This window comes from Acetobacterium sp., assembly GCF_036508315.1.
In the GTDB taxonomy this organism is placed as follows: domain Bacteria; phylum Bacillota; class Clostridia; order Eubacteriales; family Eubacteriaceae; genus Acetobacterium.
In genome coordinates, this window is the sequence record NZ_DATCHP010000032.1 from 1 (window position 1) to 16,216 (window position 16,216).

General features: G+C 37.3%; 15 protein-coding genes. 3 read left to right on the top strand and 12 right to left on the bottom strand.

The window, feature by feature from the left end:
• A partial coding sequence (locus tag VIK44_RS04580; protein WP_331552666.1) for a transposase occupies positions 1-201 on the top strand: 201 nt, incomplete at its 5' end.
• 292 nt (positions 202-493) lie between these two features.
• On the opposite strand, the gene VIK44_RS04585 is transcribed toward VIK44_RS04580, so the two are convergent.
• The gene (locus VIK44_RS04585; protein WP_331552667.1) at positions 494-1,051 is read right to left on the bottom strand and encodes a DUF6155 family protein; all 558 of its coding nucleotides are present in this window, start codon (positions 1,049-1,051) and stop codon (positions 494-496) included.
• Between the two features lie 376 nt (positions 1,052-1,427).
• Here VIK44_RS04585 and VIK44_RS04590 point away from each other — a divergent pair, with 376 nt between their 5' ends.
• Positions 1,428-1,667 carry a transposase gene (locus tag VIK44_RS04590; protein ID WP_331552668.1) on the top strand — a complete coding sequence of 80 codons (240 nt, stop codon included), beginning with the start codon at positions 1,428-1,430 and terminating at the stop codon, positions 1,665-1,667.
• Between the two features lie 104 nt (positions 1,668-1,771).
• Here VIK44_RS04590 and VIK44_RS04595 read toward each other — a convergent pair whose 3' ends face one another.
• The 3 genes from VIK44_RS04595 to VIK44_RS04605 form a co-directional block, all read right to left on the bottom strand.
• Positions 1,772-3,412: a GGDEF domain-containing protein gene (locus VIK44_RS04595; protein ID WP_331552669.1), complete on the bottom strand. Its 1,641-nt coding sequence runs from the start codon at positions 3,410-3,412 to the stop codon at positions 1,772-1,774.
• Between the two features lie 50 nt (positions 3,413-3,462).
• A complete protein-coding gene (locus tag VIK44_RS04600) occupies positions 3,463-4,518 on the bottom strand; it encodes a BMP family ABC transporter substrate-binding protein (RefSeq protein ID WP_331552670.1) in 1,056 nt (351 codons plus the stop codon).
• Positions 4,519-4,878: 360 nt separating this feature from the next.
• The gene (locus VIK44_RS04605) at positions 4,879-5,301 is read right to left on the bottom strand and encodes a transglutaminase domain-containing protein (protein ID WP_331552671.1); all 423 of its coding nucleotides are present in this window, start codon (positions 5,299-5,301) and stop codon (positions 4,879-4,881) included.
• Between the two features lie 26 nt (positions 5,302-5,327).
• On the opposite strand from VIK44_RS04605, the gene VIK44_RS04610 reads away from it, so the two are divergent.
• On the top strand, positions 5,328-5,516 hold the full coding sequence (locus VIK44_RS04610) for a hypothetical protein (protein ID WP_331552672.1): 189 nt from the start codon (positions 5,328-5,330) through the stop codon (positions 5,514-5,516).
• 6 nt (positions 5,517-5,522) lie between these two features.
• On the opposite strand, the gene VIK44_RS04615 is transcribed toward VIK44_RS04610, so the two are convergent.
• From VIK44_RS04615 to VIK44_RS04650, 8 genes are all read right to left on the bottom strand, one after another.
• A complete protein-coding gene (locus VIK44_RS04615) occupies positions 5,523-6,908 on the bottom strand; it encodes a nucleoside kinase (RefSeq protein WP_331552673.1) in 1,386 nt (461 codons plus the stop codon).
• Positions 6,909-7,233: 325 nt separating this feature from the next.
• Entirely contained in the window at positions 7,234-7,521 is a 288-nt protein-coding gene (locus VIK44_RS04620) for a hypothetical protein (protein WP_331552674.1), read from the bottom strand.
• Positions 7,522-7,792: 271 nt separating this feature from the next.
• A complete protein-coding gene (locus tag VIK44_RS04625) occupies positions 7,793-9,049 on the bottom strand; it encodes a Wadjet anti-phage system protein JetD domain-containing protein (protein ID WP_331552675.1) in 1,257 nt (418 codons plus the stop codon).
• Complete coding sequence (locus tag VIK44_RS04630; protein WP_331552676.1) at positions 9,042-12,443, bottom strand: ATP-binding protein; 3,402 nt, start codon at positions 12,441-12,443, stop codon at positions 9,042-9,044. The genes VIK44_RS04625 and VIK44_RS04630 overlap by 8 nt, the downstream gene beginning before the upstream one ends.
• Positions 12,440-13,099, bottom strand: coding sequence for a DUF4194 domain-containing protein (locus tag VIK44_RS04635; protein WP_331552677.1), 660 nt, complete (start codon positions 13,097-13,099; stop codon positions 12,440-12,442). The genes VIK44_RS04630 and VIK44_RS04635 overlap by 4 nt, the downstream gene beginning before the upstream one ends.
• A complete protein-coding gene (locus tag VIK44_RS04640) occupies positions 13,089-14,495 on the bottom strand; it encodes a Wadjet anti-phage system protein JetA family protein (protein WP_331552678.1) in 1,407 nt (468 codons plus the stop codon). Before VIK44_RS04640 ends, VIK44_RS04635 begins: the two co-directional genes overlap by 11 nt.
• A gap of 805 nt (positions 14,496-15,300) precedes the next feature.
• Positions 15,301-15,771 (bottom strand): GNAT family N-acetyltransferase, encoded by a 471-nt coding sequence (locus VIK44_RS04645; protein ID WP_331552679.1) that lies wholly within the window; start codon positions 15,769-15,771, stop codon positions 15,301-15,303.
• 240 nt (positions 15,772-16,011) lie between these two features.
• Positions 16,012-16,216, bottom strand: a 205-nt coding sequence (locus VIK44_RS04650; RefSeq protein ID WP_331552680.1) for a DUF503 domain-containing protein, incomplete at its 5' end; no start/stop codon positions are given.

Consider the following 16,216-nt stretch of genomic DNA (forward strand, 5'->3'; position numbering starts at 1 on the left):
GAAGAATTTAACATCGCATATAATAAAAGGTATAAGGTAGAAAGGCGATTTGCCACCATGGTTAGAAACCATGGACTGAGAAGATGCCGATATCTCAGAATCAAAGGGGCAAAGATCCATATTACCATGGCAAACATGGCCTTCAATATTATAAGGATGGTTACTTTGTTGTACCTTGAAAAAGAAATGGTGACCATTTAAAAGAAAAAACATCGATAAGGGTCTCCAACTATTTGATGCAACTGTCTTTTACCAACTAATACCAAAAATCAACTGCTAATCCGGACTTTTCTTTTTAACTCCATGAATATTCATTCATGGTTTTGGGAAACGTTGAATTTTTGGCCGTTTTTCGGAGGTTTCGCAGGCACCGGTAGTTTAAAGACTTCTTTTATACCCGTTTTGTTTGTCCTATCAAATTCTATTTGGCATGATAAATTTGGTAATTTCCCCATGACATGGGCCGTTTCGTTTGTCATGTCATCCAGGCAGGTTAGTCATTTTCTTCTTCCCCAAACCATTCGATTTCATATGACTTCTCCAATAGATAATCACCATATCCCCAGCCGATATCGGCAGAGCTTGCGACTAAATCATTGATTCTTTCCTGATATTTTAAATTGATCGATTCGGTACCTTTGGCATTTAATTGGTTTACAAATTGTTCATACATTCTGGTAAGACTATTGTAAAAAGGGCCATCAATATCACCATAGGCATTCGTAAACTCATTTCCACACTCGACATAGTAAAGCATCAATTCAAGGCTCATTTCATCATCGCCAATCTTCTTAATATCCGTGATCAATGCCTTGGCTGATTTCAAAAAAGACATTGTTGGATTAGAGCGGGGAAAGAAAAGATCGTACATTTTAGTTTTGTACTTTTTTAACAACTCGTTTTGATAGTCTTCTCCCCTCAATCTCAGACACAAGATATCTTTCGCCTTTTCATCGTTTTTGTATAGGCTGACAATGATTTCGACAAGCTGTTTCTGATCAATCTTATTTAATTCTTTTTTTAGTTCTGTTACTGTCAACGGTTTAATCATCTGTATCTCCTTTAATCATTGTGTTTTTATTAGTTAAGTTGAATAAGTTAAGTGACCGGTTCGGCCCAGTCGTTGACCCCAATTGCATTAAGCTGCTTTTTCATTTCTTTTCCAATGTTTGGCAAGCTTGTAAGTTCAGCATTCTCAATCTGATTATATTCATTCATTCTCGTTCTCCTTTCAAATTGGAACTCAATAAAAATCGTAAACAGCTCAGTCATCAGTGGCAAACTTTCGAACAATAAGGCTATTGCTATCTATAATGGAAAATACAAATGTCTAGTTACATTAAATTTCAAACTAGAAATACCTATGATATCTCAATAAGTTAAGTTGAATAAGTTAATGGTGTCAGGCACACAATTTATTAAAAAGCATGCAAAGCCGGGAAGCGTTTCTACTTGACCCAAGTCACAGAATTCGTTTTGTTTATACGCCTAAACACTGTTCCTGGATGAATCAGATCGAGATATGGTTTGGAATCATCAACCGCAAGCTTCTGAAGCGTAAAAGCTATTCTTCCATAGCGGAATTAATGCAAAGTATCCAGAAATTTGTGGAACATACGGCACATCCATTTAAATGGACCTATGCAGGCGTACCATTAACAATTTAATTCATAGAAATTTGCGCAATGCTGTACTAGTACCGTCAATAAGTTTATAAGTTAATGTCAAGCACCGGTCTCTCAGGCACCGGTCTCTCCAAACTTGCTGTTTATTATTTACTTATTTCTACTCTATTCCTTCCAAATTCTTTTGCTTTATATAAAGCATCATCAGCTCTCTTCATGACTGAATTAATCTCTTCTTCAGGCATATATGCAGCAACTCCAAAACTTGCTGTTTTCCATACAATTATAGGAAATTTGTGTTCTTCAATCTCTCTTCTTAAGTTATTAGCAAGAGCTTCAGCTCCTTCGATATTTGTTTCGGGACATATGATCAAAAATTCCTCCCCACCCCATCTCCCTATAAAGTCAGTTGTACGAATATTTTTTTTTAAAATATTCGCAAATTCTTCCAGAATTATATCTCCGACTTTATGACCATAGGTATCATTTACTTCCTTAAATTTATCAATATCAAGCATGATAATTGAAAGAGAATAATTATACCTATTTGATCTTTTAATTTCTAATCTGAGTAGATCTTCAGTTTTTTGACGATTATATATCTGGGTGAGTTTATCTATACTAGAAAGTGTTATCAGTTTATTTTCCCTAATTTCTATAGCATCTGACATTTCACCTATACTTTCAAGTATCTTCGTGAATTCAATTATTTTATTAGATGGATATTCTATTTTATAATTTCCTTTACTGATTTTTTCAGTTATGCTAATTATCTCACTTAGAGGTTTTAATAATTGTCTCAACAAAGCATAAAGAATTAAAAAAAGCACTAGGGAAAAAATCACAATAACAGGAATAAACCGAATCATGCTATTAATGAAAATATCATTAACGGTATTCATATCAAAACCTGTCCCGATATAAGCAATTATTTTGCCATCGAAATCTTCAATGGGGTAAAAGGAAAATCCCATTTCCCTATTATTTATTTTCAGTGTTTTAAATATAATATTCCCACTTTCAGAGGTACTGAAAATATTTCCGAAAGCATTTTCATCAATGTTTAAGGTAGATAATTTCACTCCATCTTCAGCCAATATTACAATTTCCTTATTAACTGAATTTTTAATTTTGTCCAGAATTGAGTCTCTTAATTCTACCGTGACCACTGTAACTCCCTTGGGTTCACCAGAATATACCCTGTCAATCCCTTTCAAAAATAATCTTTCATCCTTTAAAGCTATTACTCCGAGTGGCTCAATGCTTGAAAATTTGTTTTCATCGCTGATCATGTAATGGATATAGTTCTCTCTCCCTGTATCCATAAAACTGTTTTCAATACCGGGTACATCAGACAATGGTGTCGCATTCCCATCAAAAAACGAGACATTTATATCCGAAATACTTGATGCATATAAAGTCTTACTGAGTATTCTGCTTAATTGAAACGATAATTCCTTATATTTAAAGGCGCTCATATTCTCAAGTTCAGGATTACTGATATCAAATGCACTCTCATAATTAAAATCTATATATTTCCCATTCACAAATGCAAAATGTGTTGCCGGGTAATTTACAACAAACCTTGCATCTTTTGCAATGCTGTCTTTTTCAGCATCCAAAAATTGCTTGGCCGATTTGACAGAATAACTGTTTTCGGAAATCAAACGTTCCTTTATGTCTTGATAATAAATCCTTTCAAAATAAAAAAACATGAAAAGCGAGAAAATAAAAAAAACCAAAAAGCTAACTATCATTATTGCTTTTCTAAATGAAATTCTTCCCATAGCAGTCTCCTTGGTATTAATTTAATAACACATTCCTTTTTTATATCAATTTAATTCAATATAATTTTTCCACTGATTATATCTTTCTTTATTTGAGCAAGTTTTTCTAATGTGCCATCAGATAATTTATCGCTCGTATATTTAAACTCACTTGTGTCAATACCGCCATTAGCAATATTGAATTCAAGTATTCCTGATTCCAGTTCCCCTTTCACTGCCAATTCTATAGTAGTATAAACTGCAGTATCTATTCTTTTCATCATACTTGTGATTACAGTCCCCTTTGCAATATAATCCTGATCATTGTCAACACCTATTGCATATACTCCTTTTTCCTTACAGGCTTCTATCGCCCCTATCCCAGTTGAACCAGCTACTGTATAGACCACATCAGCTTTCTGCTCTATTAGCTCATTAGCCAGTTCATATCCTCTGTTAGGAACAGCAAAAGGGTTATCTCCATCAATAATTCTTGAAATAATCTTAACTTCGGGATTAGCATAAACTGCTCCCTGTTCATAACCTTTTTGAAATTCTCGAAATATATCAGTATCTTGAGCCCCAATATATCCTATAATATTTGTTTTTGTATTCATGCCTGCAACAGCTCCTACAAGAAAAGAACCCTCATTTGTCTTAAAAGTAAGAGAAGTTACATTTGGTTCAGAAACAACTGAATCAATAATTACAAACTTTACATTTGGATATTCCTTTGAAACCTGTTCACAAGCATCTTCAAATAGAAATCCAGTAGCTATTACAAGGTCATATTCTTCCTTAGCATACTGCCGTAAATGATTCGCTCCAAATTCCATTTCAGTTTCAATAGTGGTGGCAGGTTCAATATAACTATATTCTATTCCAAGTTTTTCTTGAGCAAGTCGGATGCCTTCATATGCTAAATCATTATATGATTTGTCGCCCAAACCTCCTATAGATAATACAATACCTACCTTGAATGGCTTGTCAGCCTTAATTTGTTCTGATTCTTCACTATCAATAGGATTCTTTTGATTCTCTTCTTGATTTATTGTAGAACATTGAGTAAAGGTAACTGTCATTAGGATACATAGTATAACAATAAGAAACTTTTTAGTTTTTGACATAAGATCCGCTCCTTCTTAAAACAAATATGAACAATAGTACATTAATAGGATTAAACAACCAACCTGACAACGTTTACGCATATCATTCCTAATACAATATCATCTATGATTGGCATTAGGTTTATCGACATAAAATTTTTGGGCTTTAGCCTTATCGTCTATAAAATAAGAATTTAAAAAAGTTTAAACCTTGTAATTTCTTTTAACTCAAATATTTTAATTTGGGCTCTTTTATTCACATCATGCTCCAATGACAACATAAACCTGATCGATCAGTGCGGTGTCAATCGTATCCCCTGGAGAGTTTTAAAAAACGGCGGGTTCAAAACCCGGATGTAGACTGATTTTAAAGCCGTTGATCTAACCATTCACAAAAGCTAAATTTGCGAAGCGATAAATAAAGGGCTTCCAGAAATAAAATACCACCATCCTCCCTAAGTTCTTATACTTACATTGAAAATTGTACATGCACACCTGGCTTGTTTCCTCTTGCATCCAGCCTGATCCAATGGTCCTCCAAAAAACCGCATTATAAGCATGGACACAATATCCCAGGGAATCATCATCGGAAAGGGTGATATGCTGGAAACAGAAACCCGTTGGAATATTCTGAAACCGAAGCAGTGCAGCCAGCAAATTTGCTTTGGCATGGCAAATTCCCGTTTGGTGGATGAGCACATCCGATGCGCTCGCCGTAATGACCCTGGCATTGCAGTCAAAGGAATGAGGAATTTCATCTCTGACAAAGTGATAGGCAACTTTTGCCTTTTCAACCTCCGACATCTTTAGTGTGAACAGCTGGAACTTAAGTGTGCCTGGCACCGTCAGACGCCAAGGCTGATGCGCCGGTCCCCTTCCAGGTAAAAGGTATCGTTGAGGTGCACCAGTTTAAGTATCATCTGAAAACCTATCTGGCGGCCGATCAGTTTCACCCCGGCAGCATCGGCTATCAGGTGATTGCAGAGGAGCTTGATCGTGTTTTAAATGGCATCGATTAAATATAATTATTCAGAATAGATGCTACCTCCGATGAATTCACGCAATATTGAATTAAAAGGGACTTTCTCAGTATTCATTGGCTCACAGAAGGCAAGTATATTAAGCAAACGGTCCCTTGTCTTCACATAGGGGCTGTTATCCGTAATTTTATTAAGGGATGCTTCGGCAAAAATTTTCAAGGCATTTAATTCGTAAAGAAGGCTCGAATTAAACATCACGTCAGATTCTTCCTGAAATTTAAACACGTTTATATACTCCCTGCGCCGTACATTTTCCCATTGATCCAGCGTATCCTCTGGATGCGTACCACGGAATCGGTCTCCTCTGACGATTCGTCTGATCAGCCGCACTTCAGAACTCGGCACTCTGTTTTCCAAGTCGATATTTAATTGAAAAAGCGAACTGAGGTAGACTTTAAACAGCATGTTCCTGTTGATACCCAAAAACAATACCGGATTCAATGCATGGATCCCTTCGACGACAAGTATTTCATCGTGCCTTACTTGGAGTCGTCTTGTTTGGGTGGAACGATGGCCGGTTTTAAAATCAAAGATCGGTGTTTCAATCGTTTTTCCATCTATCAGTTCGGTGAGCTGCTGCTGCAAATAGGGAAGATCCAAAGCTTCCATGCAGTCGAGATCCTGCTTGCCTGCCTCAGTAAGCGGAGTCTCTTCCCGATTCACAAAATAATCATTTAAAGAAAGCGTAACCGGCTTTAATCCGTTCACACTTAACTGTGTCGATAATCTTTGCGCAAATGTAGTCTTCCCGGAAGAGGATGGTCCTGAAATCAGAAGTACACGCAGGGCCCGCTTCTGTTGAAGAATCATAACGGCAATATCTGATATCTCTTTTTCATGCAGGGCTTCGGCCATTCCCAGCAGCTTCAGGCTGGCGCTGCTGGCGATATAGTCGTTAACATCATTAAGCAATTCGATATTAATATTTTTCAGCCATTGCTGGGTCTTATCATACATTGCCGACAGTTTATCGGGCGGAATCAACGGGGTATTGAGATCGCGGCGAATGTCTCCAAAGTCTACAATAAAACCGCCCGCATACGGAATAACACAGAACGGATCTATATCTTTAACGCTTGTTTCGCAGGGATAAATCATTTTAACAACATAGCCATCGGCCTGATAAAAGTAGTAGCCTCCCTCATGCTTCAAAAAGTCAATCTCAGGATTTCCCAAAATCCATTCTTTTAGTTTCTTTTCAATCTGATAGACTTCTCTTATTGAAATGGCGGAATCTTTAAACCTGCAAAACACTCCCTCAATAATTGAATAAGCGGTTTTAAGGCATTCTTGAGGAAAAAGTTGCCTAATTACAATGATCAATCCAAGCTTACAAGTCTGACGACTTTGAATCAGATGCGTTTCTGGCATAGCCACACCTTCTTTCTATTTAATTTATTGTTAATTATCCTTAGTTTGAGGCACAGGTTTCACTGCTCATCCCTCAATTTTACTTGTATAAGTATCTCAGTTAACTGTAAAGCCCTCGTTTTCATAAGCCTTTACTTGTAGCATTTATATGTTGGTGTCAGGCACAGGTGTCTAAGCTCCAAGGCTAACTACGGGTGGTTGGTCTTCCTTTCCCGGCGGGATTCGCACCCACTATATGATACGACCTGGCTCGGCCGCACTGCCTTGCACCGAAAGTGATGATAGACTCCTCCTCGAGTTCTCAAGAAAGGAAGTTCTTAATTATCTACTTGTATTTATTGGTTCCTTTATTTATTCTTACATGTATAACTTTGTTGTCTGACGTAATTTCATATGAAAATCTATGAACCATACTGAGATGGTAAACTAGTTTATCAAATACTGTAATTTCTCTTTTTCCATTATCAAACTTTCTAAATACTCTAACATAATCATAATCACCAGACTTACCTTGCCCGAATCCATGCCCAACCTCATAGTAAAGTTGTAGATGCTCTTGAATACAATATTCTCCATCTGTCTTAAATATTATCTCCATATCAATTTTTGTCATCAAATCACCCTTTCCAATCCTATTTTCAGAACTTTTCTCAAGGTCCTTTATTGGCTGCAAATTATAAGTTAAGTTGAACACTTCGCCAATAAGGTCTATTAAATTATTTCACCCCTAAACCCGATACTCCCCATTCTCCTCCGCTTAAACTCTGCATTTCATTTTCTAATATGGTTCTGTTTTTCCTTGGCGTAAATCGGTATGGTTTATTTCACCATTTACATCTGATCTCATGCGAAAATGTTCTCTACTATAAAATGAACTTTGATAGCTAATCTAACGATTTGACAAGCATAGATTCTTGCTCTAAACGGACTTTTTTTACAATTAAATAATCAAGACAATCCACACAATCCAGCAGTTCGTTTTTAATAGTCAGTGACTTTAGTTTTTTTACATATTCCGCTGTTATCGAGGCGGTCATGTATTTATATTCTACTAGTTCAGTTGAGTTCATCCGAAATGGCTTGATCCCATTCAAAACTTCACGTCTTAGACGCGCTAACATGCTAAATCCTCCATAATCTATGTCGCCCCAGTGTTCCCAAATGCAGGTCTTTGACATCTTTTCCTTAATAGCAAGGAAGAACAGCTTTTTAGAAGGGCTATACTGTCCCGCATGGTAAAGAACAAGTTCATCATCCGTCATGCTTTTTTGAATATATTCAAAATAATTCGCTCGATTTTCAATGGTCAAAATTCGTTTTACATCAGGTGAAATAATTAATTCCCCCCTTACCAAGTCAGATATACTGATGCTGCTTCCAAGACGAAGCGGAGCAAAAGCAACCACTTTTGATTCAATCACCAGACTGAGATTTCCACAAAATTCAAATATTTCAGGATATTTGACAATCCCAACCTGCCGAAGTAAATCCCCATCACGTGTGTCATCATCACACTCCAAGTACGTTCTTAGAATACTGATGATACGAGACCTTGCCGACTTCTCAAATTTCTTTGAGTCACCAAAACACTGTATCGAAAATACTCTTTCGGTAATTTCAGTTTCATTCATCCTATCAATCCCACAGATAGCTTTAAATAGGAGATGTCGTTCCTCTTTATCAGTAGGAATAGATCTGCCAATACTACGTCTTTTGGAAACTGTAGCATAAGCATCCTGAAAATAGGATTTGAACCATGGAGATGACACCTGTTTATGCATATCCAGAAGCTCCATACAGATTTCATCTACAACATCACTTTTAGATTTACGCTCGGCACTAGCATATACAAATCCAAGATCATCCGTATTTAACCACACTTTTGAAATGATGTGATCACGTTCGCCTTTCATCCATTCAAAAGATAGCAAATTCAATTCAGCCAAATCTCTTACTGCTCGATTTACAGAAATGCGCCGCTCACTTTGCTCAATATCATAATATGGAAAATCACTTTTGCCATCATCGTAGAAATGTAAAAGAATTCTACGCGTTTGTTGCTTCTTGTCTCTGAAAGAATTACTTCGCTCATATTTGTCAAGTAATGCCCAAAGTATGTTTTTCTGAATTTTATCACTCATTTATTATTCCCTCAATTTGTTTTGGATCAAAACTCCGAACGCAAGTGTGTTCTCCGTTTCTCAAAACACAGAGATTCTTATCGACAAGTGTTGCAATATCGCCCATTTTATCAGGAGGAGCCGATAAGATGACTTGAAACTCAAACTTCCGTAACAGTTCAATACTCCTGACGATTCGTTCACCATCCATTTTTGAAAAGGCCTCATCAAAAATAATCAGTCGAGATGTCTTATAGCTTTTTTCTCTTCCCACACGATACAGTTGAGCGAAGGAAGCCAGTACAGCGATGTAAAAAGGCGTTTGTGTCTCACCACCAGATTTTTTACCAAGTGTTCTTGATAACCGTTGCGATACACCATCATTCCCTACCACTTCAAGATCAAAATCAAGATATGTACGGTAATCTGTAAACTCATGCACACGTTTTTCATATTCAACGCTCCCCTTTGAACCGCCAGTTCCGTCTTCGTTGGTAATTATTGCAAATAAATCTGCAATTTCATCCTTATACTTCGCATTGAATTGTCCTGAAAGCAGATTATATCCCCCCTGAAGAAGCATTTCATCTACAATCATGTCATAATAACGTTTATATTCTGATTTAGGTATAATACGAAACCGATAGGTATCTTCACCGAAAGAAGCTCCCTTCAATGCAACATTTAATTCGTCAATTTGGCGTTTGGCATTGTTTATATTGTTTTGTAATCGACTCAGAAAGTCTTCCTGGAATTGCTCAAAGGCCTTTGAACGAGCATCAGTAATTCTAGCTAAATAGTCCGATAATTTATTATCGGTGAGCTCCAGCCAAGCGTCATCATAAACACCATTGCTTTCTGCCTTAATATCAAGTCCCATTTTATATTTTTCATTATATTTACGTCGAAATTCTGTTGTTTGTTCCCAAGCCTGCTCTTTAGCGTTCTTGGTTCTACTTCGTTCTCTAGGGAAAGCGTCAGCAATATTATCGGGTTTTCCTCTTGAAAATAATTCTTGAATATATCTAGGGTAACTTATTTCTCTAATCCATTCGTCACTGTATCCGGTTACAATATTTGATTCCTTCTTTTCCTGTTCTTCAGTAAGTTTGGGAATGGTTTCTTCTTTTAGGTGGCGCAGTGTTTCTTCAAATTTTCCTCTGTTTTCTGAGTATTGACGTAGTAAATTATCAAGCTCTGATATATTTTCGTCCAAAGTGGTAATACGATTTTTCAAGGAATCAATAGCGCTTGTATCGATTGCTTCACGGCTTTTTCGCAGTGTGGTTAAATCCGATTCAATCGTGGGGATAAAAGAAAAGTTGTCGGCAGCTAAAACGATACGCTCTATTTCAGTATTACTCAACAAAGTTAATGCACTGATATAATCAAGACCAATTTTTATGCCAGCACAAACGGCGACTTGCTCCGTCAAAAAAGCAATCTCTTCTTTAACCGATTCAAGTCGTCTTTGAATAGCGCTTTGGCCAATGGCTGGTTTTTTCCAGCGATCAGGATTCATTGCCCTGACAACAAAGTTCTGATATAACATACCTTCGTCAGTCACCGAAGTCTGAAACCGTCGCAACTCGCTCACATTGTCACACTTTTGAACACGCCCTAATGTGTAATATAAGAAAACTTTTACATCCAAGTCATCTGTTTCAATCTCTTCTGCCAGACTTCCCATATTTGCTGTGGGATTTAAACGTTTTAGTTTTTCAATATCGACAATACCAGTGCCATAAATTGCTTGTTGACGTTTTATTGTATCATAGACTTTTAGAGCCTCTTTAAAATATTCCTGTGGCACAATGATGTAAAATTTTTGCGTATTGAGATAACCTTCAATAACATTACGCCAGCGGTCACTTTTAATTTCAGCGGTTTCCGCAACAATACGCACATTGACGTCCAACTTGGCAACCGTGCGCAAACGAGAAATCAACGCCTTCTTCAAATCAAGCGCATCCTGCGGGAAACGATAAATTCCAACTTCAAGTGATTGCTGTTCGACCAAAAGAACCGATCGCAGCCTTGCCAAATCATCCTGCTCTTCCCGCAAATGCGACGCCAATTCGATGGAATGCCTTTTTAAATTGTCAGAGTTAGTAGAAAATTCAATCAGCCCGGATTTGCCCACATTCAGCACAGTATCTATATCCACATTTAACAAGGACTCGCTACCGTTGAGAAAGTCACGCCCTTCCATACAGATGTCGCTGATGCGAGATGCTATACCTGATTGCAATAAGCTTATTTCTATTGATCCGATTTTTTGAAGCATTGCTTCAGTGTATTTCCGCCATGTTGAAATATGCGACGCTAGGATAGCAAGAGCCTTATCAAATTCAGTTCGGAGTGTTTGGATTTGGCACTCTTTTTCAGTGATCTGACGATCAATTGTGTCTAAGGCTTGCGCAGTACTGTCATTTAACAGTTGCGCATTCAATGTGTCTCGTTGCTCACGGAGTTTTATTAGTCGAAAATCCTCTTCCGTTATTTCTTTATTTAATACATCTAGTTGCTCTGAAACACTTTTTTCGCTCGACAGATTTAAATCAAGTTCGATTCTTTTCATATCTGCACACGCACGATCAATTAAATAAGAATATAGTTGTTCATTGTCTCGTTGTGAGATATATCTTTGATGTGCATCCACAATACTTTCTAACAATAAAATTCGCTCTTTGAGAACATCGGCTTCTGCTTCTAGCCGCTTATAACTTCTGATGTTTTCTTGCATATAACTCACATCAACAGCCTGCTGCGTATCACACACAAAATCAGAAATAAATTGTTGAATATCCACATTGGGATTAAAAGATACAGCCTTTTTAAGAATCCCTGCAAATCGATCGCGTAAACCGCCAAGCTTCCCATATAGTTTTGTTCTGAAATCTCGCCCAATATCAGTTGTTTCATAATGACCTGCATAGCATTCTTTTAGGTAACTGCGCAATGCCGTAATATCCATTGGTGTATTTCCATTCAAAAATCCATTATGATGCATTTCACCATCATAAAGAAAAAAACGTTTTTGTATGTCGTTTTCTGAATGTATATCAAAGCAGCACCCTACCGTAAAGGCCCGTTTCTTTTCTGTATCATAGAATTCCAATACAATATAACTTGTAAATCTGCCACCACTTCTAATATAACGAAAACCAGAATCTTCATCATCGCCCAATTCGCCCATGAGATAGCCCTTTAAAGTTCGATTTCCACGGCCGCTTGCCGCTTTATTAAAAAAGTTGCCGCTTGTATCTCCCAATAATATCAATTGCAAAGCATCAATAATAGTAGATTTTCCTGAAGCATTTTTTCCTGTGAGAAAATTAAGCTGACCGAATTCAATTAATTCATGGTTAAAATAATGCCAATGAATCAGCAGGAGTTTGCGTAAAGTTTTCATTCCAAGTCCTCCGGTTCTTCATCATCTATCAACATTTCCATTTCGGCATTTTCAGTTTGGAGTTCTTCTAATTCCATCATCATGTCGTTAATTCCCTGGTTGGAAATAATGGACAGAATAGATGGAAAAATTAACACACCATTTCCATCAGTGCTCCAAGCTGTGTTTTCGGTTTTTTGGATAATGTTAAAATGGGAAAGGGCACGTTGCGCTTCAAGCCGCTCTTTTTGTGTTGTTTTTCCTTTATTGAGAAGTCCCAGCGTTCTCATTTTCTCAATAATGGTGCCTGTATCTGTTCGCACAATGTGTAAGTTATCACCCTGTTCACGACCTTCTTCATACATCAATCGACATGTGTAAAGAAACAGTGTCGTAAAACGATCCATACGCAGTCGATTGTGATCATATTCGTTTATAAGTGAAATAACACCATAGTTATCATCCTTTCCCAGCTTCCAACCCGAAGCCGAAAAATAGTCGCGCATACATTCAAACAGACGATTAACCATTCTATAATCCCCGTTAGGCTCAGTCCATTGCTTATCAGGTTTATACACATCGCGGACCAGATATGTATGCGACAGAAGGTAATTTGCCAGCCTACGAAATTCACCCTTTTCGAAATTGGACAAGGCTTCAAAAATCTCACTCCACATTACTTGGCACCTCCTTTTTAATGATGGTCATATTAGGAATAGCATATCCATTCTGCTGAATTCTTCCTTTCCCTATCTCAACAGTATATGGCATACCTCTGTCACTTTCACGAATTACAGCCAAAATGAGTAGAATAAAATCGGAATCACCTGATATTTCAATATTCTTAGCCTCAATCCGACTTGCACCCTCGCTAAAAAGATTATCAACAAAAGCGCGGATCTTCGCAGTAGAGTATCCTTTTTTTATTTGTTCCATAAAGTATTCTTCTGCAAAATCAGTAAAGGAATCATCTAACTCTATGGTGAGCGGCGTTCTGTTTACGCGTCGGCTTTTAACATTTTTATGATATAAGGACTGTGAATCAAAAAACTCCTGCCTGTTAATACAAATGTTTTTCTCCATAATCTCAGCAAGTTGATCTCGTTTATCATCTTTTGTGCTCGCGTATGTCTTTAACAGTTCTGCAAGCTTCCCTTTTATAGTCTGATCTGCGGTCATCAGGTATTGGATTTTCTCAATGGAGCTCTTAGTATAGATACTGTGTTTACGATCTATCTCGCTAACAAGGTCGCCAACTGTCTGATATGCATCCAATATATAATCAATCGCTTTGATAATTTCTTCATCGGCTGCTGCCTCATCGTCATACTTTTTTATACTTATAGCGCGATCACGCATCGTTTCCATCAGGGCGTCATCAGCCAGTATATCTGTTAAAAAACTCTGAATCGGACCCATATACCGGTGAACAGAGTCCATTGTCTTAATGGGATGGTAGATGCGATCCGACATTTTTTTGTACTCGCCAAAGTGATCCTGCAGAAGTAGATTGACATCTTGCTGTTCCACAATACCCCGAAGAAATCCGCGTATCCCATGATAAAGCGTTCGTAGTGCATACTGCAATTGTTCTGTGTTTGCTTTTGCAGATAAAACGGCCTCATACATATGTGACTCATTCTCCATTTTGGCCTGTTTTAAACCGGAAAAGGTTGCAAAAACCAGAGAGTTGTATTCCTGCAGTGAACTGTTGCCCAAATCGCTGATTGCTTTCATGACAGCAATCGCATAACTGCGGGGCGTGATGATTTCGATAAAAGAACCATCTAGAAATTCTTTATCAACCCAACCCGTTTTGACAAAACGATTTAAAATTAGACGCGCTTTTCCACTTAGGGTTAGCCCACCTTCTTGCGTCTCATCATCTTCCTCTAGTTCAAAAGATCTGTCCTCTAAGATTGAGATCAGAGATGAGATAAAGTCATCCACTCGAATATTCAATTCAAACTTGAACATTTCGTGTAGAATCATCAGCGCATCAAAATAGATCTCCCGATTGCTGGAAGATAAAACTGAGAAAAAATTACCCGGAACTACATCAAACAACTTCAAATCATCACCTTATATGTTTCTTTACATATTCCTCTACGATTCGTTTCACTTCTTTTGAAGGGTCATAATCTATATTATATGAAAACTAGGGTTAGTATTTTTATATGGATGGACAGCAATTTTTGAATGGTCTATTTCGGACATAAATACGCAACTCACATAAACACAAGTGATTTCACTCTCATGTCAGACTTGTACTTGCCAATAGAAGAACAGTCCCTCCCAGGAAAGGAGATTTATCTTAAATATTTTGATTTCGTGTCTTGACAAGCATGCACATTATAGTGGGCTTCGCCCCCCACTATATGCTACGACCTGGCTCGACCATACTACCTAGTATCGTCAATAAGTTTATAAGTTAATGTCAGGCACAGGTTTCACGTTTTTATAATTCATATGTTAAGTTGAATCTGGCACCATTGCTGAAAAGCCTTTGAATATCTTATTCGGCAAGGTTTTATAAACTATATCACAAGTTGATTCAATGCTTGATATTTCGCTTCAATATTGTGAAAATTAATCACCTTGGATTATTTGGTTGATTCTAAAACCATATTGACCAAAATAATGATGCATGTCATATTTCAGAAAATCCTCAAATCCTTTGGATTCCATTTTTTACTGGAGGCTGCCTTTCTAAAGCAAGTCATATCCAGTACATCATAGACCTTTGCATTTAATTGATAGAAAATGTCTGACTCCATCTTTTTGTCATCTAAATTATGCCAGCGACTTCCTTGTATTAACTTAAGTGTGCCTGGCACCGAAAGTGGGTCCAGCCAACCTATAAACACTGCTTTCATAATTATTTTACAATCATTTTCATCGGTGTAAAGCGGATACCATTATTAATCTGCTCGTTGTCAGTTGCCCTGAAACCAAGACGCTCGTAGATCTTTACAGCATAGGGAGAAGAATTTACTGTCATTTCAAAGCTCTTGCTGTTTTCATCTTCTTTTAATGAATCCACAACTGTTGTAAAAAGTTTTGAGGCAACCTTTCTCTTTTGATGGTCTTTGGAGACAAACATAAGTGAAATGTGAAAACGATCACGAGTCCCTATCACGCCAATAATCTTTTCATTTTCATAAAATCCCCACATTTTTTTATGACCGTTATTTAAATCCTGGGATAGTTCTTCAAATTTAAATTCTAAATAATCACGGAATGTCTTTTGCCCTTCCTGGGAATAATCACCTGCTACAAATTCATTAAAAACGGTATTAACTAAATTGACAGCTTCTTTTAAATCCTTCTGTTCGATTTCTCTAATCATTCTTAACCTCATAAATTCTTGAATTCTTGAATTCTTATTGTCCAGTCTCTAACAGCAATTCCTTCCGATCAATTACGCTGTTGTTATCAAGAATGGAAAATACAAATGGATAGAAACATTAAATTTTATGCTGGAAATGCCCATTGATATCTCAATAAGTTAAGTCAATAACTTAAGTGTGCCTGGCACCGGCAACACACTGCTGTTATTGATACGTTTCGTTTGTATCGTTCCGTCTGCTCACCGGAATTCTCGCTCAAGAATAAATACCTCGCCGTCGGTATTTTTTTCAAGATACGAAAGCACCTGATCAATCATGCGATCCGCCATGGCCGCTTCATTGGTTACATAGGCGATTCCCAAAACAATTTTCTGATGATGATCCTGTTCGTCAATTTCGGAAATGGACACATTGAATTTCTGTCTGGTTTTTTCAACCAGACTT

Excerpts from the sequence above, each read along its gene's own strand:
- VIK44_RS04630 (WP_331552676.1), bottom strand. The coding sequence starts at position 12,443 with ATGAAAACTTTACGCAAACTCCTGCTGATTCATTGGCATTATTTTAAC.
- VIK44_RS04625 (WP_331552675.1), bottom strand. The coding sequence starts at position 9,049 with ATGAGTGATAAAATTCAGAAAAACATACTTTGGGCATTACTTGACAAA.
- VIK44_RS04600 (WP_331552670.1), bottom strand. The coding sequence starts at position 4,518 with ATGTCAAAAACTAAAAAGTTTCTTATTGTTATACTATGTATCCTAATG.
- VIK44_RS04645 (WP_331552679.1), bottom strand. The coding sequence starts at position 15,771 with ATGATTAGAGAAATCGAACAGAAGGATTTAAAAGAAGCTGTCAATTTA.
- VIK44_RS04585 (WP_331552667.1), bottom strand. The coding sequence starts at position 1,051 with ATGATTAAACCGTTGACAGTAACAGAACTAAAAAAAGAATTAAATAAG.
- VIK44_RS04595 (WP_331552669.1), bottom strand. The coding sequence starts at position 3,412 with ATGGGAAGAATTTCATTTAGAAAAGCAATAATGATAGTTAGCTTTTTG.
- VIK44_RS04605 (WP_331552671.1), bottom strand. The coding sequence starts at position 5,301 with ATGTCGGAGGTTGAAAAGGCAAAAGTTGCCTATCACTTTGTCAGAGAT.
- VIK44_RS04635 (WP_331552677.1), bottom strand. The coding sequence starts at position 13,099 with ATGTGGAGTGAGATTTTTGAAGCCTTGTCCAATTTCGAAAAGGGTGAA.
- VIK44_RS04615 (WP_331552673.1), bottom strand. The coding sequence starts at position 6,908 with ATGCCAGAAACGCATCTGATTCAAAGTCGTCAGACTTGTAAGCTTGGA.
- VIK44_RS04590 (WP_331552668.1), top strand. The coding sequence starts at position 1,428 with ATGCAAAGCCGGGAAGCGTTTCTACTTGACCCAAGTCACAGAATTCGT.
- VIK44_RS04620 (WP_331552674.1), bottom strand. The coding sequence starts at position 7,521 with ATGACAAAAATTGATATGGAGATAATATTTAAGACAGATGGAGAATAT.